Below are 18,714 nucleotides of genomic sequence, written 5' to 3'. Positions count from 1 at the left end.
TTCATTAGTTTAATTCATGTGAATAGTTAAGCTGATACGAGACTTCCCTCTTACACTATGCGCAGTTATTACATCGTTACTGGAACCTCCAGTAACCCTGTCAGGAGCGTTAATGTGATTAGTATATTCGACATGTTTAAGGTGGGGATCGGTCCCTCATCCTCTCACACTGTAGGCCCAATGAAGGCCGGTAAGCAGTTCGTCGATGACCTGGTCGAAAAAGGATTGCTGGAAAGCGTCACCCGCGTGGCGGTCGATGTTTACGGCTCACTCTCCCTTACCGGGAAAGGCCACCATACCGATATCGCCATTATTATGGGGCTGGCGGGAAATGAACCCGCTACTGTGGATATCGATGCGATTCCCAGTTTTATCCGTGACGTTGAAAGTCGTGGCCGCCTGTTACTGGCGCAGGGTCGTCACGAAGTGGATTTCCCACAAAATGATGGCATGCGTTTTCATAGCGATAACCTGTCGCTGCATGAAAACGGCATGCGGATTACTGCGTTGAGCGGTGAGAACGCCGTCTACAGCAAAACCTATTATTCCATTGGCGGCGGCTTTATCGTCGATGAAGAGCATTTCGGCAAAGAAACGCTTAGTGCCGTCACCGTTCCCTACCCGTTCAATTCCGCGACGCAGATGCTGGAGTATTGCAAAGAAACCGGCCTTTCGTTGTCCGGCATGGTGATGCAAAACGAACTGGCGCTGCATTCGAAAAAAGAGATTGAAGCGTATTTCGCCAATGTCTGGTCAACGATGCGAGCTTGTATCGATCGCGGGATGAATACCGAAGGCGTGCTGCCGGGGCCGTTGCGCGTTCCGCGCCGTGCTTCCGCGTTGCGCCGTTTGCTGGTCGCCAGCGACAAGTTGTCCAACGATCCGATGAATGTCGTCGACTGGGTGAATATGTTCGCGCTGGCGGTCAATGAAGAGAACGCAGCGGGTGGCCGTGTGGTTACCGCACCGACCAACGGCGCCTGCGGCATCGTTCCGGCGGTACTGGCCTATTACGATCACTTTATCGAATCCGTGAGCCCGGATATTTATATCCGCTATTTCCTCGCCGCCGGTGCCATTGGCACGTTGTACAAAATGAACGCCTCTATTTCCGGCGCGGAAGTGGGTTGTCAGGGCGAAGTCGGCGTGGCCTGTTCAATGGCTGCGGCGGGACTGGCAGAACTGCTGGGAGCAAGCCCGGAGCAGGTGTGCGTAGCGGCGGAAATCGGCATGGAACATAACCTCGGTTTGACCTGCGATCCGGTTGCTGGCCAGGTACAGGTGCCTTGCATTGAACGCAACGCGATTGCCTCGGTAAAAGCGATCAACGCCTCACGTATGGCGATGCGCCGCACCAGCGCACCGCGCGTTTCGCTTGATAAGGTTATCGAGACCATGTACGAAACCGGTAAAGATATGAACGCCAAATACCGTGAAACATCACGCGGCGGTCTCGCCATCAAAGTTCAGTGTGATTAACACCCACTCCCCCAAACGCCGTTCAGCCGAGTGGCGTTTTTTTGCCCGTGCGTTGCAGATAAATGATTTTTCGCCGATCTTCTCGTGACTTGTGTAAATCCCCACTACACTTTCTTTGTTCTGGGGATGTATTCAGACCAGAGACTTCACAGGCGAACATGGCATGCAGACGGCTCAGCGAATCATTAAAAGCTATCGACGACGACGCGCCATTGTTTGCGTTCTGGCGGGCATTGTCGCGCTTATGGTGACGCTGGCGTTTCGCTTTATTTCGGAGCGTAATTTAAATCAACAGCGCGTCGCATTGTTCACCCACCACGCCGTTGCGACGCTCGATCGCTTGATGCTACCGCTGATATCCAGCCGCAAAGCGTTGGCTCCGCTGGTTGGCGTGGCATGTTCTGATGTGCATTTGCAACTGCGCAAACAGGCGGCAAGCCTACAAACTGTGCGGGCCATTGGCCTTATCGAAAATGGCATTCTCTACTGCTCAAGCATCTTCGGTAACCGCAATGTTCCCATTCACCAACTACAACCGGCTCTGCCCGCCAGCCAGCCGCTACTGGTGCTTTCAACGGATCAATCACTGTTAAAAGATCGCCCAGTGTTGATCATGTGGTACCCCACCACGCCAGACGGGCAAAGTGGTGTGATCGAAGCGGTGAATATTGAGTTGCTGAGCAGTTTGATGCTGGAACCGCAAGCGCCGTTGATAACGGGTGTCATTCTGAGCGTCGCCGGACGGCATTTGGTTCACGGCAAAAGTGTTTTGACGGATTTGCCGCTTTTAGCCGATGAAAAACGTTATCAGCGAGCCTCACAGAATTTTCCGTTTACGGTCAGCGTAAGTGGACCGGGCTCCACGCGGCTGGCGCTTCGTCATCTGCCTTCCCAGTTACCTCTGGCGCTGATGATGGGGCTGTTGACCGGTTTTATCGCCTGGTTTGCGACCGCCAACCGTATGAGCTTCTCCCGCGAGATCAACCTCGGGCTGGCCGGGCGCGAATTCGCGCTGTTTTGCCAGCCGCTGGTGCATGCGCAGAGCCTACAGTGTGTGGGCGTTGAAATTCTGCTGCGCTGGCATAATCCGCGCCAGGGGTGGATCTCGCCGGAAGTGTTTATCCCGATCGCAGAAGATCAACACCTGATCGCTCGACTTACCCGCTATGTGTTGATCGAAACAAAACGTCAGCTGCATCTGTTTCCGGCCGATGCGCATTTTCATATTGGCGTTAATGTCGCGCCGAGCCATATACGCCACGGCGAATTGCTCAAGGATTTGCATCGGCTATGGTTTACCGGACGACCTGTTCAGCAACTGACGATCGAACTCACCGAACGTGACGCGCTGCTGGATGTTGATCCGCGCATGATGCGCGAGCTGCACCGTTACGGGGTGAAGATAGCAATTGATGATTTTGGTACCGGCAACAGTTCCCTCAGTTGGCTGGAGAAGTTGCACCCGGACATTTTGAAAATCGATAAATCTTATACCGCCGCCATCGGCACGGATGCGGTGAACTCGACCGTAACCGATATGATTATTGCTCTTGGGCAACGCCTGAATATTGAACTGGTGGCGGAAGGCGTGGAAACCCAGCAGCAGGCGCAGCATTTGCGCCAGCAGGGTGTTCAGACTTTGCAGGGGTTTTTATTTGCGGTACCAATGCCGATTGAGGATTTTCCTGACTGGCTGGCGGGGAACACTGCCCCACCGGCCAGGCAAAACGACCAGGTCGCACCGCTGATCCCGGGTTGAGGATTACTCCTCTTCGTCGTGAATCGGTTGTTCTTTAACAATACGAACCAGATCTACGCGGTAATCATTGGCTTTCACCACCGTGATGTGCAGCGGCGCGATCTCAAGCACTTCACCAGCCGGTGGAATTTGCCCTTTCGCCGCAATCACCAGCCCGGCGACGGTAGCAATATCGTCGTCGTCATTGAGCAGATTATCGAGGCCGAGCGTGTGCTTCAGTGCGTGCAAATCGGTGGTGCCTTTGACCAGCCAGCCGTCGCCATCGGCAACGATTTCTGGCGTTTCATCCGCATCCGGGAATTCACCCGCGATGGCTTCCAGCACGTCCAGCGGCGTGACCAGCCCCTGCACCACACCAAATTCATTCGTGACGATAACAAAGCTTCCGCGAGCACGGCGTAAAACGCCAAGTAGCTTGATGGGATCCAACGTTTCCGGAACCACAATCGCTGGGGAAGCAGACGCGATAGCGGCAACATCGACGCCTTCTTCGAGTGAGACCAGCAACTCTTTAGCTCGCACGATACCAATCACTTCGTCCAGCTCGCCACGACAAACCGGGAACAAGCTGTGCGGAGAGGACAATAGCTGTTGGCGAATCTGATCGACGCTCAGATTCGCATCTACCCAACTGATATCCCCGCGCGGCGTCATCATGCTGCGCAACGAACGGGACGCCAGCGTCAACACACCGTTGATCATATAACGCTCTTCTTCAGCAAACGCGCCTTCAGGCACCGGCCCCGGCGCGTTGCTGTCCGCTTCAATCTGCGGGTTGCTCTGACGGCGACCGCCCATCAGGCGCAGAATCGCGTCAGCGGTACGGGCACGCAGCGGCAAATGCGACTGATGGCGAATGAAGTTACGACGAGCAATCTGGTTAAAGAACTCGATGATAATTGAGAAACCAATCGCGGCGTACAGGTAGCCTTTCGGAATATGGAAGCCAAAACCTTCGGCCACCAGGCTCAGGCCAATCATCAGCAGGAAGCTCAGACACAGAACCACTACCGTCGGATGCTGGTTCACAAAGTTGGTCAGCGGCTTTGAGGCCAGCAGCATCACGGCCATGGCGATCACCACGGCAGCCATCATCACCGGTAAGTGGTTCACCATCCCCACGGCGGTGACCACCGCGTCGAGGGAGAAGACGGCATCAAGAATAACGATTTGCGCCACGACCACCCAGAAACTGGCGTAGCCTTTGCCATGTCCATCGTCATGCTCGCGGTTTTCCAGCCGTTCATGTAGCTCTGTAGTGGCTTTGAACAGCAGGAACACACCACCAAACAGCATGATCAAATCACGCCCTGAGAAGGTGAAATTCCAGACAGAAAAGAGCGGCTGCGTCAGCGTGACCATCCAGGAGATAAGCGACAGCAAACCGAGTCGCATAACCAGCGCCAGCGACAAACCGATCAAACGCGCTTTATCACGCTGTTTGGGTGGCAGTTTGTCGGCAAGAATGGCGATAAATACCAGATTATCGATACCCAGTACGATTTCCAGAACAACAAGTGTCAACAATCCCGCCCAAATCTGGGGATCCATTAAGAATTCCATGACAGGCTCCTGAAAAGGGAAATGTTATACGGCGCACTGAGTTGCGCAGGCGTGATGACATCGAACATATTTGGAAAGTGGTGTGAAACACCGGAATGCGTGGCGCGGGAAGGCCAAAAGGCGAACTGACGTCGGTGACGGTCCATACGGTGGGCTGCTGCCCTATACTCCTGATGAATTAAACGGAGGGTAAACATAACAGAGAGAGTTTGGCGTTGGCAAAGATTTACCAGACTTTGCAAAATGTGAGGATATTTTGCGCCTCAAAATTTCATTTACAGTAAAGCTAAATTACGGATCTTCATCACATAAATTATTTTTTCACTATCTAAAATAATTCCCGGAAGTCATAGGTGTTCTCTTTAACTTTTATCTGAATCGATTCGGTTTACCGGGACAGATTCACAATACATCAATTGATGGTGTGTTAACGACAAGAAGAAGGAGGTAGCAAGTGACTATTGCTATTGTTATAGGCACACATGGTTGGGCTGCGGAACAACTGCTTAAAACCGCCGAGATGCTGCTGGGCGAGCAGGAAAACGTCGGCTGGATTGATTTCGTTCCCGGTGAAAATGCGGAAACGTTAATCGAAAAATACAATGCACAATTGGGGAAACTGGAGACCAACAAAGGCGTGCTATTTCTCGTCGATACATGGGGTGGCAGCCCATTTAATGCCGCCAGCCGCATTGTCGTCGATAAAGAGCATTATGAGGTGATCGCCGGTGTCAACATCCCGATGCTGGTGGAAACACTGATGGCCAGGGATGATAATCCCACGTTCGATGAGCTGGTCGCGCTGGCGGTTGAAACCGGACGCGAAGGCGTCAAAGCGCTGAAAGCGCAGCCGGTGGAAAAAACCGCGCCTGCTGCTGCACCCACTTCTACCGTCGCAAAAGCGGCAACACCCGCGAAACCGATGGGGCCGGACGATTATATGGTTATCGGCCTTGCCCGTATCGATGACCGTTTGATCCACGGCCAAGTCGCGACTCGCTGGACCAAAGAAACCAACGTCACACGTATTATTGTCGTTAGCGACGAAGTCGCGGCAGATACCGTACGTAAAACCCTGCTAACTCAGGTTGCGCCCCCGGGCGTGACGGCGCATGTGGTGGACGTTGATAAGATGATTCGTGTCTACAACAACCCCAAATACGCACGAGAAAGGGTGATGCTGCTGTTTACTAACCCGACAGATGTGGAGCGTATCGTTGAGGGCGGTGTCAATATCACCTCCGTCAATATCGGCGGCATGGCTTATCGTCAGGGGAAAACCCAGGTGAATAACGCCGTTTCAGTGGATGAAAAAGATATCGAAGCGTTCAAGAAGTTGAACGATCGCGGCATTGAGCTGGAAGTCCGTAAAGTTTCAAACGATCCGAAACTGAAAATGATGGATTTGATCAGCAAAGTGGCGAAATAACCGCGACGACCTGATTGACTCAGTTTTCACACTTACGTCTGATTTAGCTATAGGAGAAGTACAATGGAGATTACCACTCTTCAGATTGTGCTGGTTTTCGTCGTCGCATGTATTGCCGGTATGGAGTCGATACTTGACGAATTCCAGTTCCACCGTCCGTTGGTGGCTTGTACGCTGGTGGGTATTGTTCTGGGCGATATGAAAACCGGTATCATCATCGGTGGTACGCTGGAAATGATCGCACTGGGCTGGATGAACATCGGTGCGGCAGTTGCGCCTGATGCGGCGCTGGCGTCCATTATCTCAACCATTCTGGTTATCGGTGGCAACCAGAGTATCGGTGCAGGTATCGCGCTGGCTATTCCGCTGGCAGCGGCAGGCCAGGTGCTCACCATTATCGTTCGTACTATTACCGTGGGCTTCCAGCACGCGGCGGATAAGGCGGCGGATAACGGCAACCTCACGGCCCTCTCCTGGATTCACGTTTCTTCCCTGTTCTTACAGGCCATGCGTATCGCCATTCCTGCGGTGATCGTGGCAATCTCTGTCGGAACCAGCGAAGTCCAGAACATGCTGAACGCCATTCCGGAAGTGGTGACCAGCGGTCTGAATATCGCCGGTGGCATGATTGTGGTCGTTGGTTATGCGATGGTCATCAACATGATGCGCGCAGGTTACCTGATGCCGTTCTTCTATCTCGGCTTCGTGACTGCCGCATTCACCAACTTCAACCTTGTATCGCTGGGTGTTATCGGCGCGGTTATGGCCATTCTCTACATTCAGCTTAGCCCGAAATATAACCGTTCTGCAGGTGGCGCGGCTCCGGCAGCGGGTTCCAACGATCTTGATAACGAACTGGATTAACAGGTGAACGACATGGTTGATATGACTAAAACTCCGACTGAGAAAAAACTCACCCAGAGTGACATTCGTGGCGTATTCCTTCGTTCTAACCTGTTCCAGGGTTCATGGAACTTCGAACGTATGCAAGCGCTGGGCTTCTGTTTCTCGATGGTTCCGGCAATCAGACGCCTCTATCCGGAAAACAACGAAGCGCGTCGCCAGGCGATTAAACGTCATCTGGAGTTCTTTAACACCCATCCGTACGTTGCCGCACCGGTACTGGGCGTGACGTTGGCGATGGAAGAGCAGCGCGCGAACGGCGCAGAGATCGACGATGGTGCCATTAACGGTATCAAAGTGGGTTTGATGGGGCCGCTGGCAGGCGTGGGTGACCCGATTTTCTGGGGAACCGTACGTCCGGTTTTCGCCGCTCTGGGCGCCGGGATCGCGATGAGCGGAAGCCTGCTCGGACCGTTGCTGTTCTTCTTCCTCTTTAACATTGTTCGTCTGGCGACACGCTATTACGGTGTGGCGTACGGTTACCGTAAAGGTATCGACATCGTTAAAGATATGGGCGGTGGCTTCCTGCAGAAACTGACTGAGGGGGCGTCAATCCTCGGCCTGTTTGTCATGGGGGCACTGGTAAACAAGTGGACGCACGTTAATATTCCGCTGGTGGTGTCGGAAATCACCGACCAGACCGGTAAAACGACGGTGACCACAGTGCAGACCATTCTCGACCAGCTGATGCCGGGTCTGGTTCCTCTGCTGTTAACCTTCGCCTGTATGTGGCTGCTGCGTAAGAAAGTGAACCCGCTGTGGATCATTGTTGGGTTCTTCGTCATCGGGATTGTCGGCTACGCCATCGGCTTGTTGGGCCTGTAATCTGTGATCTCATAACCGGGGGCATGCCCCCGGTTTTTTATTTAAGGAGGAAAAATGACGGTTGCGGACATTGTTTTGGTTGTGGTTGTTGCCGCCCTGTTGGCTTTTGCTCTCTATGATGAGTTCATCATGCCCCGCCGCAATGGCGAGACATTATTGTCGGTTCCCCTGCTGCGCAGAAGCCGTACCGATGGCGCTATCTTTGTTGGTCTGCTGGTCATCCTTATTTATAACAATACGGCGAATGGCGGTTCAGCATTAACGATGTGGTTATTATCTGCATTGGCATTACTCGGTATTTATCTTTTTTGGATCCGCGCACCGAAGATAATCTTTAAACAACAAGGTTTTTTCTTCGCCAATGTCTGGATTGAATATACCCGTATAAAAGAGATGAATTTATCGGAAGATGGTGTGCTGGTAATGCAATTAGAACAACGGCGCTTACTGATTCGTGTGCGAAATATCGACGATCTGGAAAAGATTTATAAAATTATGATTAAAACTCAATAGTTTAAATCATAGACTTAACTATATTATTCCGCACAAAAAACAGGCGCAAATATAGCCATAGCTATATTTCGCAAAGAAATGTACTTATATTTATTAACGTTATCTTTACCGTTAAATCTAAATGCAAATCGTTATCAATTGGTAAAATACCTTATATTTTTCTGTTGTTGTTTTATATTCTCAAAATATGCTAAGGTGCGTCGGTCGTTGGGGAGTAGCCGATTTCCACCTACCCGGAAATGTACGTGTCAACATACTCGTTGCAAAACGTGGCACGTACGGACTGAATCTGTTTCAGTCAGGCGAGACCATTGACACACCGACTGCTGTTTACTGGGGGCAGTGGTGTGTTATATGGAACCCCCGGTCAGGACGCACTCATGAACTTATCTGCAACAATTCTTCTCGCCTTTGGCATGTCAATGGATGCTTTCGCTGCTTCCATCGGCAAAGGGGCAACACTCCATAAACCTAAATTCTCTGAAGCACTGCGCACCGGCCTTATTTTTGGCGTGATAGAAACGCTGACCCCGCTCATTGGCTGGGGATTGGGTATGTTGGCAACGCAGTTTGTACTGGAGTGGAATCACTGGATTGCCTTTGTTCTGCTGGTCTTTCTTGGCGGCCGAATGGTGCTTGAAGGCATTCGTGGTAATGATGCCGATGATGAAGAAACACCACATCGTCATGGATTCTGGTTATTGGTTACCACCGCAATTGCCACCAGCCTTGATGCAATGGCCGTTGGTGTTGGTCTTGCCTTCCTGCAAGTTAATATCGTCGCAACCGCGCTGGCTATTGGTTGCGCGACGCTGATTATGTCAACGCTGGGAATGATGGTAGGCCGTTTTATCGGCCCAATGCTTGGAAAACGCGCCGAGATCCTCGGCGGTGTTGTGCTGATTAGTATCGGTATGCAAATCCTCTATAGCCACTTCGTCGGTTAACTTTCCCGCTGTAAGCAGTGAATGCTGAAATCCGTCTGGCAACGGAACTCATCTGTTGCCGTAAGCTTTTCCCACACTTCCGGTTTTGCCCGCCAGGCAAATGGCGTCATTTGCAATAAAGCAATGGCTTCTGGGCCGCTTAATGCCATCTCATACGCCAGGGATTGTTTTTCCTCGACATTGAATCCAGCTATCTCACCGCTGTTTTCAGGATGCAGCTGCACATCATCATAGATAAGCCCCTTTAACTCCATCAGGTGTCGTGGCCCAGGCGCAACAGTGATCACCACACCTTCTGGTTTCACTACACGGACAAGTTCTTCCGCTTTGCAGGGCGCATAAATTCGTATAAGCCCATCAATACTACAGTCCTCAAATGGTAAGCGATGGCTGGACGCCACGCAAAACATGACTTGAGGATAACGCTTAGCCGCTGCGCGGATCGCGGCTTTCGAGACATCCAGCCCCAGTGTCTGCGCGCCATGTTGCTGCGCAATGTCTGCAAACGCCTGCGTGTAATACCCTTCCCCACAGCCGATATCCAGCACAGCAGTTGCTTGCGTTGATAACCGGACCTGCAAAATGTCAGTAATCATGTCTCGCAAAGGCTGATAATGACCGGCATCGAGGAAAGCGCGACGCGCATTCATCATCTCTGCACTGTCACCCGGATCACGTGAACGCTTATGCTGAACCGGCAGCAAATTCACATAGCCCTCTTTCGCGAGATCAAACTGATGCCGTTGCGGACAGACGAAAGACTTCTCGCGACGGCTTAATGGCGCGTGGCAAAGTGGGCAACTGAAAGGCATAAACACTCCGGAGGATTTCTCAAAGGGCGAAAGTGTACCGCCATTTGTTATATCGAGGAAATTAAAAAGCCCCGCACGAAGGCGAGGCTTTATAATTGACATTGATACGCTAAACGCGCTTCAAGCTCAGAGGTGTCGAAATCAGATAGCAGTTACGTTAACTGCAGCCGGGCCTTTCTGACCGTCCTGAATTTCAAACTCAACGTTCTGGCCTTCGGCCAGAGTTTTGAAACCGTTACCCTGGATTGCAGAGAAGTGTACGAATACATCTTTGCTGCCATCAGCCGGAGTAATGAAACCAAAACCTTTAGACTCGTTGAACCACTTAACTTGACCTTTAATCTTTGCCATTTGCAAAATTCCTTAATGTATATACTTCGCCCGCAGGCATTGACTGAGAAAACTGAGACATTACTGCTTGAGGCACTAATATAAGGTTCGGCAGAGAAGCTGTATTCAACGCAACGTGTTTACTCAGGACTTCTTTACTGAAAATGCCACACATAAACAGAACTGTACCTCGATTGACCCAAAACGTTTTATCACATAATACGTAAACTATGGCAAGCCATTTTTAAACATGTCTGGATCCGTCGCACAAATTCCAAAGATATTGAGACATCTTTTGTTCATTTATTCATTGCAATGAACGCTATAGCAGCCGTTACGTACAAGCGTTTTGGCGCTGAAAATAACCTGTTTATCACTATAGTTCAATAAGTTCCGCGCAACTCCGCCGCCGCCAAACCGTCGATACCTTTCGCATATATCTTAAGAACAATTTGCGCATAGTTATGCTTTTTTGCACGACCAGGAAGATTCTTAAACAATTATGCACAGAGGAGAAACTATTGCCGATGTTTACTATGGATAGTTGTTGTGCAAATAAGCAAAGTACTGCACCAAAATAATGAAATTATGATGACAATGCATCATAAAAAGGCAGTAAAAACGTTTCGATAAAAATAAAACAGCACAGTTTTAATACGGCTACAATTTGTGAGCTATGCCGCTGAATTAACGCAGGGATAAATACTGACCGATTTTCAGGATCCTGAAGTTATCACTCTCATCTGCCGCTTCGCTTAATGCGTACTGCAATTCTTTAACCGGTTCATCAAGGGATTCATCCGCCAATTCAAATACACCCCAATGGATTGGAAAAGCCAGCGGCGTACCCAACTGCTGCCAAAGCGTCACTGCACTTTGCGGATCCATATGGTTTATCGCCATGAACCAGCGCGGTGCATATGCTCCCACAGGCAGCGCCACAACATCCAACGCGCCCAACCGTTCTGGAATAGCGAGCAGTTCTGGCATATATCCGGTATCGCCGGGAAACCAGAACCGCAGCCCGGCCGATTCAACAACCCATCCGCACCATAAAGAACGGTTGCGATCCCATAATGTCCGCATACTCCAGTGCTGAGCGGGCACGGCGGTAAAACTCATCCCGGCGAAAGAGGTATTTTTCCACCAATCAAGCTCGCTCACGTGGCGAGCGCCCTGTCGACGAATCCACTTTCCCAAACCCAGCGGTGCAAAAAAATGCACCTCAGGAAAGCGGCGCAACAGTGCGCGTAACGTCCATGCGTCCAGATGATCGTAATGATTATGGGAGATCAGCACCGCATCAAGTTGCGGAATATCGGCAATCGCCAGCGCTGGCGGAGTACGACGCTGTGGCCCTGCAAAACGTAGCGGGGAAGCACGGCGAGAAAAAACAGGATCTGTGAGCAGGTATTTCCCCTGCAAACGAAGGAGGATACTGGAGTGGCCTAACCACCAAAGACCATCGCTGTCGCCTGCGATTTCGGCCTTTTGCCACCACTGTTCAATAAATCCGGTGTAGCCATTTGATGGCGGTCGCGGAAGCCCGGCGGCTTTGCGCTCATCGTGCCAGCGCTTTTTGTCTCCGGGCTGGTGGGTAACCGGCGTCACGTTAGTAAAACCACCAGGAGAGTGATGAGATATTGCAGGATTATACCAGGGGTTTTTCCAGACCATCTCTGCCCTCCAGGCTTTTAACGCTCAGCCACCAGGCGGATGAACTCCTCATCGTCACCATTACTTTTGCTCTTCACAGGTTCAGGGGCATTTTCTTTTTCTGGCTCATTGGATTCACAAAGTCGGCGCAACAACGCGTTCTGCCGTTTTTGCTGATCTAACAGTGCTTCAAGCAACTCAATCTGCTCATTCGTTCGCGAACTGGAACGATTAACGAAGAACCACACGACTAAACCGACGACCAGAACCACCAAAGAAACCAGCATAGACGCAAGATTGACCGCGCCCGAATTTAAAACTTCGTTCATTTCACCACCTCAATGTTGACGCGGCATTTTACCACTGGCGCCAAGGAAGGAAATCACTCACTGCAGAAATGCCATTACCAGGGGATGAATTTGTTGATGACGCAGATGCCGCTAAAGAATTGTACATCCTGATCACACATCACGTTAAGCATTTGAGTCCAGAGCAGCAGGCAGCCTACCAACACGGCAATCAGGATCAGCCATCTATATTTTCTCACTCCACTCTCCGATACATTACAAGGTGTAACCAGGTTAACATGGCTTCCTTAAACCGCGACTAACTGTATCTCTTTTGGGTATTTTTAGGAATGCTCGGCTTGTTTCATCAGAAAGACACGGTAGCCTTAAAGCGGTAGTTTACCGATATGCAAGGAGCGAAAATGCGTACACTCATTAGAAGCGTAATTATTCTGGCGCTACTGTGGATTGGGCTCTTGCTGAGCGGTTATGGCGTGCTAATAAACAGCAACGAAAATGCAGCAGGCCTTGGTTTACAGTGCAATTATGCTACAGCGCGTGGCACCAGTACCGCACAATATGTTAATTCCAGCAATGGTTTCTTTGGCCTGGCGAACTGCCCGCTGCTGCGTAAAAGCGACACCGTTATCGATAACGGCTAACCCTTACAAACAAAAAAGCCGCTTATTCAGCGGCTTTTTTGTATCAGAATGGATAATTGTTATAACCCATCTGTTCGGAAATTTTACGCGCCGCCTGGTGCAGCATTGCCACGTATTCATGAAGACGCTCTTCGGAGAAACGCAGCGTCGGGAAGGAGATGCTGAGACCCGCAATGACCACGCCGAAACGGTCGAAAACCGGAACGCCAATGCAGCGTAAGCCTTCTTCCTGTTCTTCATTATCTTCGCCATAACCCTGTTCACGAACCACATCCAGCATCGGCAGCAGATCTTCTGTGCTGGTGATCGTGCGATCCGTACTGCGCTTGTATTCAACGCCCTCAAGGATCTGTTTCACTTCTTCACGGTCGCGCCAGGCAAGAAGTACTTTGCCGATAGCCGTGCTGTAAAGCGGGTTGCGACGACCGATGCGTGAATACATGCGCAGGTTATACATCGAATCGATTTTGTGGATGTAAACAATGCTGTCTTCATCTAGCGCACCCAGGTGGATGGTCTCTTTCGTCAGGCGAGAAAGTTCACGCATCTGGATATCCGCACTGCGGATCAAATCAACGTTTTGCAACGCGCGCGCGCCCAATTCAAACAACTTTAACGTCAGGGAATATTTTTCAGACTCCCCTTCCTGCGCAACGTAACCCAAAGATTTCATTGTTTGCAAAAAGCGATAAACGGTGCTTTTTGACATCATGACACGCTGCGACAGCTCGGTGATGCCGATTTCACGCTCTTCACCGAGCGCCTGCAGAATGCCAAAGACCTTCAATACTGAAGAGACAGAATCTGGCTGCTTATCCAAATCTGCGATTGCCATTAATCACCTCATCGCCTGTGTTTTATAAAATTCAGAATCGGTTTTTATTATAAATTCGTCATCCCGCTGCCGCAATGCGCGTTTGTCAACTTCGTTACAAATCTGCGACATAAAGCCGGAATAGCGGTGGTAGAATCATTATACAAATGACGCTGTTATATTAACCCTGAATACTCCATGGATAAATCTTCTTTAGACGGCTTGCCCGTACCGCTGCGCTACGGCGCAATTTTGACCATTGTTATTGGTATTGCCATGGCTGTCCTTGATGGTGCCATCGCCAACGTCGCGCTGCCAACAATTGCGCGCGACCTCGATGCTTCACCGGCTGGCTCCATTTGGATTGTTAACGCCTACCAAATTGCCATTGTCGTCTCATTGCTTACGCTCTCTTTTCTGGGAGATATGTTTGGTTACCGCCGCGTCTATCAATGCGGGCTGGTTCTCTTCACTATCACTTCATTGCTTTGCGCGTTGTCGGACTCGTTGCTTACATTGACACTTGCGCGTGTAGCACAAGGTTTTGGTGGCGCCGCGCTAATGAGTGTGAATACCGCGTTGATTCGCCTGATCTACCCGCATCGCAGTTTGGGGCGCGGCATGGGGATTAACTCTTTCGTCGTGGCAGTTTCTTCAGCTGCGGGGCCAACGATTGCCGCGGCAATCCTGTCGGTTGCCTCCTGGCAGTGGTTATTTTTGATTAACGTGCCGCTAGGGATCATCGCCCTACTGTTGGCGATAAAATTTTTACCGCCGAATGCGGCGCGCAGCACAATGCCGAAATTCGATCTGCCAAGTGCGGTGATGAACGCATTGACATTTGGTCTGCTAATCACCGCATTAAGCAGCTTTGCCCAAGGTCAATCCACCGAGCTTATTGTGGCTGAAGTCGTTGCGTTGCTGGTGATCGGTTGGTTTTTTGTGCGCAGGCAGTTACGTTTGCCAGTGCCATTATTACCGGTCGATTTGCTGCGTATTCCACTTTTTTCCCTCTCCATAGGTACATCAATCTGCTCGTTCTGCGCGCAAATGTTGGCCCTGGTATCCCTGCCCTTCTTTATGCAAACCGTGCTCGGGCGCAGCGAAGTTGAAACGGGGCTTTTGCTGACACCCTGGCCGCTGGCAACAATGGTGATGGCACCTCTCGCCGGGTATTTGATTGAGCGCGCGCATGCAGGATTGTTAGGGGCGCTTGGTTTGGTCATGCTGGCGGGTGGATTATTCGCTCTGGCACTGCTACCGGCGGCACCAGCGGATATCGATATCATCTGGCGGATGGCACTCTGCGGCGCGGGTTTTGGTTTATTCCAGTCACCCAATAATCACACCATCATTACTGCCGCCCCGCGCCAGCGTAGCGGTGGCGCAAGCGGGATGCTGGGCACCGCGCGTTTATTAGGCCAAAGCTCAGGCGCAGCGCTGGTAGCATTGATGTTCAATCTCTTTGAAAACAACGGCACGCACATTTCATTACTGCTAGCGGGAACGTTGGCAACGCTTGCCGCTATCATTAGTAGTCTGCGCATCACGCAGCCACGAGCACAGTAATAAAAGCGCGTCAATTGACGCGCTTTCTGTTTTCTTTGCGGAAATTACTTCAGGAATTCACCGGTACGCAACGCTTCGATACGTTTATCCAGCGGCGGGTGTGTCATAAACATTTCGCTCAGCGACTTCGACTTCCCGTTAATGCAGAACGCCATCATGCTGCTGGCTTCCTGCGGCTCGTAGCTGGTTTTCAGACGCTGTAGCGCAGCAATCATCTTCTCACGACCCACCAGTTTTGCCGAACCGGCGTCGGCGTGGAATTCACGATGCCGTGAGAACCACATCGTAATAATGCTGGCCAAAATACCAAACACCAGTTCCAGTACGGTTGCGACAGCAAAGTAGATCAGCGGGTTGCCGTTGCTCTCTTCGCCCTCATCCCGATTGCCACCCAGGAAACCTGCGGCGACCTGCGCAATAATGCGCGAAATAAAGATAACGAAGGTGTTAACGATGCCCTGAATCAGGGTCATGGTCACCATGTCGCCATTAGCAATGTGGCTGATTTCATGAGCGATAACCGCTTCGGCTTCATCGCGGCTCATGTTTTGCAGCAAACCGGTGCTCACAGCCACCAGCGAAGCATCACGGCGCGCACCGGTTGCAAACGCGTTGATATCCGGCGCATGGTAAATCGCCACTTGCGGCATTGCGATACCCGCCTGGCGGGATTGCTGAGCCACAGTTTCCATCAGCCAGCGTTCCATATCATTACGCGGCTGCTCGATCACTTCGCCACCTACCGATTTCAGCGCCATCCACTTCGACATCAACAGCGAAATGAACGAGCCGCCAAAACCAAACAGCAGCGCCATAATCATCAAACCCTGAACGCTGCTCGACTGAATGCCCGTCAGGCTAAGTACCAGGCCGAACACCAACATGACAGCCAGGTTAGTCAACAGGAAGAGCGCGATTCGCATCATAATTTTCTTTTAACCTCGACTTAACAAAACGCACAATGCGCTTACCCACATCGTATGGGCATGCGGGCTATTTTCAAGCAAGAATATGGCGTAAGTCACGAGAAAAACACAACTTTACATTTTGTAGCGCAACGCTTACGCCAATGTAGAGTTGTTAAAAAAACAGGCACAATTTCTTGTGCCTGTTGTTATCACTTCGCGGGAGCGGGTTGTTCCGCTGGTTGATCTTTTTGCAGATGTGCCAGGTCAGTTGCAATGTGAACCGTTTCATCAAGATACGGATCAGGCTCCTGATAATCCTTCGGCAGATCGTCTAGTTTTTTCAGCAATGGCTTGCCTTCGCGTTTGAAGCGGTCGTTGAGACGCGAGAGACGAATAGCGTCATCTTCCGCATTCTCTTTCTCGCGCTGCGCCAGATTCAGCGACACCACGTTACGCTTATCTTTCAGCGCCTCGAAACGCGCAATATCTTTGACGATGTACTGGAACTCGGGATCTTTGGCGATGCGCTCATCATGTTTTTTGAGCAGCTCCGCACCAAACGGTTTCAAATCGCCGGATCGCACAAAGGTAGCAGCGTTAATGCTATCCCACGGCAAGGCGTTGTCTTCGAATTTTTCACCCGTTTCCGTAACCTGCGTACCGGTTGGCATGATGATGTCCGGCGTTACACCTTTACGTTGCGTACTGCCGCCGTTCACTCGATAAAATTTCTGGATGGTGTATTGCACCGAACCCAGCGCTGGCCATTCCGGGCGCAGCATCTGATCGTAGATACGGTTAAGCGAGCGATACTGCTGCACAGTGCCTTTACCGAAGGTCGGTTCACCGACAATCAGCGCGCGGCCATAGTCCTGCATCGCGGCAGCGAAGATTTCCGACGCCGAGGCGCTAAAGCGATCCACCAGCACCACCAGCGGGCCTTTGTAATACACCACGCCATCAGTGTCACTGTCTTCGCGCACTTTGCCGTTGTTATCACGGACTTGCACCACCGGACCCGACGGAATAAACAGGCCAGAAAGCGATACCGCTTCCGTCAGTGCTCCGCCACCGTTAGTACGCAGGTCAATCACCACGCTGCTGACATTCTGTTTTTCCAGCTTCTGCAACTGAACTTTAACGTCATCAGTCAGCCCGACATAGAAGCCAGGAATATCCAGCACGCCGACTTTCTCTTTGCCGACGGTCTTCACGGACATTTTGACCGCACGATCTTCCAGGCGTATACGCTCGCGCGTCAAAGTGACGATACGCGTTTTCGTACCCTTGCCTGCCGGCAGGATTTCGAGGCGCACTTTACTGCCTTTCGGTCCTTTAATCAGTGCTACCACGTCATCGAGACGCCAGCCGATCACGTCGACCATATTTTGCCCGGTCTGACCCACGCCAACGATACGATCGCCAACACTAATGGCTTTACTCTTCGCCGCCGGACCGCCCGCCACCATGGAGTTAATCACGGTGTAGTCGTCATCCCCTTGCAGCACCGCGCCAATCCCTTCGAGTGAGAGACTCATCTCAGTGTTAAATTGTTCGGTGTTACGCGGAGAAAGGTAGTTCGTGTGCGGATCGATTTCTCGTGCGAACGAGGTCATCGCCAGGGAGAACACATCTTCGCTGTTGGTCTGCGCCAGGCGACGAATTGCAAACTTGTAACGCCGGGAGAGCGTTTCACGGATCTCTTTCTCGTCTTTGCCGGTGAGTTTGAGGCTCAGCTCGTCATATTTAACTTTACTGTCCCACAGCGCATTCAGCTCGGCTTCATCTTTCGGCCAGGGCGCTTTGCTGCGATCCAAATTAAACGTGTCGTTACCGGAGAAATCCATCGGGCGTTCCAGCACTTTTAGTGCGTACTGATAACGCTCAAAGCGACGCTGCTGTGCCTGGTTATACAGGTCGTAAAATACGTCCAGTTTACCGCTGCGCAACTCATCGCCAATCTGGCCTTTCTTCTGTGAAAATTGCTCAACATCACTGGCCAGTAACACATTGTGGCTGTAATCAAGCAGATTGAGATAGCGGGTAAAGATCTTCGCCGAAAAGGCTTGATCCAAATCGAACTGACGATAATGAGAGCGGGTGAAGCGCGAGGTTACGCGTTCGCTCACCGTCGCGTGCTGGGTCTCTTCCTTCAAAACCGGAATTTGATCGGCACGGGTAATATCTTCCACAGCCAGGGCATGGCCTGTTACGAATAACAGACCAGCCAACGCGGTGCGCTTAAACAAAGTGTTCAT

Annotated in this window: 19 protein-coding genes, 1 pseudogene and 1 riboswitch; of the genes and pseudogenes, 9 read left to right on the top strand and 11 right to left on the bottom strand. The window is 51.3% G+C overall.

Translation table 11 applies throughout. The features are described from left to right. Positions 1 to 114 precede the first annotated feature (114 nt). Both sdaA and AAEY27_RS09725 read left to right on the top strand, forming a co-directional pair. Entirely contained in the window at positions 115 to 1,479 is a 1,365-nt protein-coding gene (gene sdaA, locus AAEY27_RS09730; RefSeq protein ID WP_342324976.1) for an L-serine ammonia-lyase, read from the top strand. A 163-nt stretch (positions 1,480 to 1,642) separates the two neighbouring features. Continuing rightward, a complete protein-coding gene (locus AAEY27_RS09725) occupies positions 1,643 to 3,238 on the top strand; it encodes an EAL domain-containing protein (RefSeq protein ID WP_342324975.1) in 1,596 nt (531 codons plus the stop codon). A 3-nt stretch (positions 3,239 to 3,241) separates the two neighbouring features. Here AAEY27_RS09725 and yoaE read toward each other — a convergent pair whose 3' ends face one another. Both yoaE and AAEY27_RS22420 read right to left on the bottom strand, forming a co-directional pair. Continuing rightward, positions 3,242 to 4,801, bottom strand: a complete 1,560-nt coding sequence (gene yoaE, locus AAEY27_RS09720; protein WP_342324974.1) for a CNNM family cation transport protein YoaE — start codon at positions 4,799 to 4,801, stop codon at positions 3,242 to 3,244. Next, entirely contained in the window at positions 4,789 to 4,947 is a 159-nt protein-coding gene (locus AAEY27_RS22420) for a protein YoaL (protein WP_425294661.1), read from the bottom strand. The genes yoaE and AAEY27_RS22420 overlap by 13 nt, the downstream gene beginning before the upstream one ends. A 308-nt stretch (positions 4,948 to 5,255) precedes the next feature. Between AAEY27_RS22420 and manX the strand changes: the two genes are divergently transcribed. The 5 genes from manX (at position 5,256) to mntP (ending at position 9,418) form a co-directional block, all read left to right on the top strand. Further along, positions 5,256 to 6,230, top strand: coding sequence for a PTS mannose transporter subunit IIAB (manX, locus tag AAEY27_RS09715; RefSeq protein WP_342324972.1), 975 nt, complete (start codon positions 5,256 to 5,258; stop codon positions 6,228 to 6,230). Positions 6,231 to 6,293: 63 nt separating this feature from the next. Further along, a complete protein-coding gene (locus AAEY27_RS09710) occupies positions 6,294 to 7,094 on the top strand; it encodes a PTS mannose/fructose/sorbose transporter subunit IIC (RefSeq protein WP_342324971.1) in 801 nt (266 codons plus the stop codon). Between the two features lie 12 nt (positions 7,095 to 7,106). After that, a complete protein-coding gene (locus AAEY27_RS09705; RefSeq protein WP_342324969.1) occupies positions 7,107 to 7,958 on the top strand; it encodes a PTS mannose transporter subunit IID in 852 nt (283 codons plus the stop codon). A 54-nt stretch (positions 7,959 to 8,012) separates the two neighbouring features. Beyond that, the gene (locus AAEY27_RS09700; protein ID WP_342324967.1) at positions 8,013 to 8,471 is read left to right on the top strand and encodes a DUF986 family protein; all 459 of its coding nucleotides are present in this window, start codon (positions 8,013 to 8,015) and stop codon (positions 8,469 to 8,471) included. A gap of 197 nt (positions 8,472 to 8,668) precedes the next feature. Next, positions 8,669 to 8,845: riboswitch (yybP-ykoY riboswitch) on the top strand. Between the two features lie 6 nt (positions 8,846 to 8,851). Further along, on the top strand, positions 8,852 to 9,418 hold the full coding sequence (mntP, locus tag AAEY27_RS09695; RefSeq protein ID WP_342324966.1) for a manganese efflux pump MntP: 567 nt from the start codon (positions 8,852 to 8,854) through the stop codon (positions 9,416 to 9,418). Here the strand turns inward: mntP and rlmA are convergent. From rlmA to mgrB, 6 genes and pseudogenes are all read right to left on the bottom strand, one after another. After that, positions 9,415 to 10,230, bottom strand: coding sequence for a 23S rRNA (guanine(745)-N(1))-methyltransferase (gene rlmA, locus AAEY27_RS09690; protein WP_342325529.1), 816 nt, complete (start codon positions 10,228 to 10,230; stop codon positions 9,415 to 9,417). The two genes, mntP and rlmA, sit on opposite strands and share 4 nt — an antisense overlap. Positions 10,231 to 10,371: 141 nt before the next feature. Further along, entirely contained in the window at positions 10,372 to 10,581 is a 210-nt protein-coding gene (gene cspE, locus AAEY27_RS09685; protein WP_001062678.1) for a transcription antiterminator/RNA stability regulator CspE, read from the bottom strand. Between the two features lie 12 nt (positions 10,582 to 10,593). Next, positions 10,594 to 10,735, bottom strand: a pseudogene (locus AAEY27_RS09680) (DUF2627 domain-containing protein). A 512-nt stretch (positions 10,736 to 11,247) separates the two neighbouring features. After that, on the bottom strand, positions 11,248 to 12,237 hold the full coding sequence (locus AAEY27_RS09675; RefSeq protein WP_342324965.1) for an MBL fold metallo-hydrolase: 990 nt from the start codon (positions 12,235 to 12,237) through the stop codon (positions 11,248 to 11,250). Positions 12,238 to 12,254: 17 nt separating this feature from the next. Continuing rightward, entirely contained in the window at positions 12,255 to 12,545 is a 291-nt protein-coding gene (locus AAEY27_RS09670; RefSeq protein ID WP_342324963.1) for a YebO family protein, read from the bottom strand. 74 nt (positions 12,546 to 12,619) lie between these two features. Further along, positions 12,620 to 12,763 carry a PhoP/PhoQ regulator MgrB gene (gene mgrB / locus AAEY27_RS09665; protein WP_342324961.1) on the bottom strand — a complete coding sequence of 48 codons (144 nt, stop codon included), beginning with the start codon at positions 12,761 to 12,763 and terminating at the stop codon, positions 12,620 to 12,622. 162 nt (positions 12,764 to 12,925) lie between these two features. Here mgrB and AAEY27_RS09660 point away from each other — a divergent pair, with 162 nt between their 5' ends. After that, positions 12,926 to 13,165 carry a YobH family protein gene (locus AAEY27_RS09660; protein WP_342324960.1) on the top strand — a complete coding sequence of 80 codons (240 nt, stop codon included), beginning with the start codon at positions 12,926 to 12,928 and terminating at the stop codon, positions 13,163 to 13,165. Between the two features lie 43 nt (positions 13,166 to 13,208). On the opposite strand, the gene kdgR is transcribed toward AAEY27_RS09660, so the two are convergent. After that, a complete protein-coding gene (gene kdgR / locus AAEY27_RS09655; protein WP_342324959.1) occupies positions 13,209 to 14,000 on the bottom strand; it encodes a DNA-binding transcriptional regulator KdgR in 792 nt (263 codons plus the stop codon). Between the two features lie 177 nt (positions 14,001 to 14,177). On the opposite strand from kdgR, the gene AAEY27_RS09650 reads away from it, so the two are divergent. Next, positions 14,178 to 15,548, top strand: a complete 1,371-nt coding sequence (locus AAEY27_RS09650) for an MFS transporter (protein WP_342324958.1) — start codon at positions 14,178 to 14,180, stop codon at positions 15,546 to 15,548. 44 nt (positions 15,549 to 15,592) lie between these two features. Here AAEY27_RS09650 and htpX read toward each other — a convergent pair whose 3' ends face one another. Both htpX and prc read right to left on the bottom strand, forming a co-directional pair. Continuing rightward, positions 15,593 to 16,474, bottom strand: a complete 882-nt coding sequence (gene htpX, locus AAEY27_RS09645; protein WP_342324956.1) for a protease HtpX — start codon at positions 16,472 to 16,474, stop codon at positions 15,593 to 15,595. A 191-nt stretch (positions 16,475 to 16,665) separates the two neighbouring features. Then, positions 16,666 to 18,714 carry a carboxy terminal-processing peptidase gene (gene prc / locus AAEY27_RS09640; RefSeq protein WP_342324954.1) on the bottom strand — a complete coding sequence of 683 codons (2,049 nt, stop codon included), beginning with the start codon at positions 18,712 to 18,714 and terminating at the stop codon, positions 16,666 to 16,668.

The organism is Kosakonia sp. BYX6 (assembly GCF_038449125.1).
Lineage (GTDB): Bacteria > Pseudomonadota > Gammaproteobacteria > Enterobacterales > Enterobacteriaceae > Kosakonia > Kosakonia calanthes.
The sequence above is the reverse complement of the archived record's forward strand: the minus strand, read 5'-3'. Positions and strand labels throughout refer to the sequence as shown.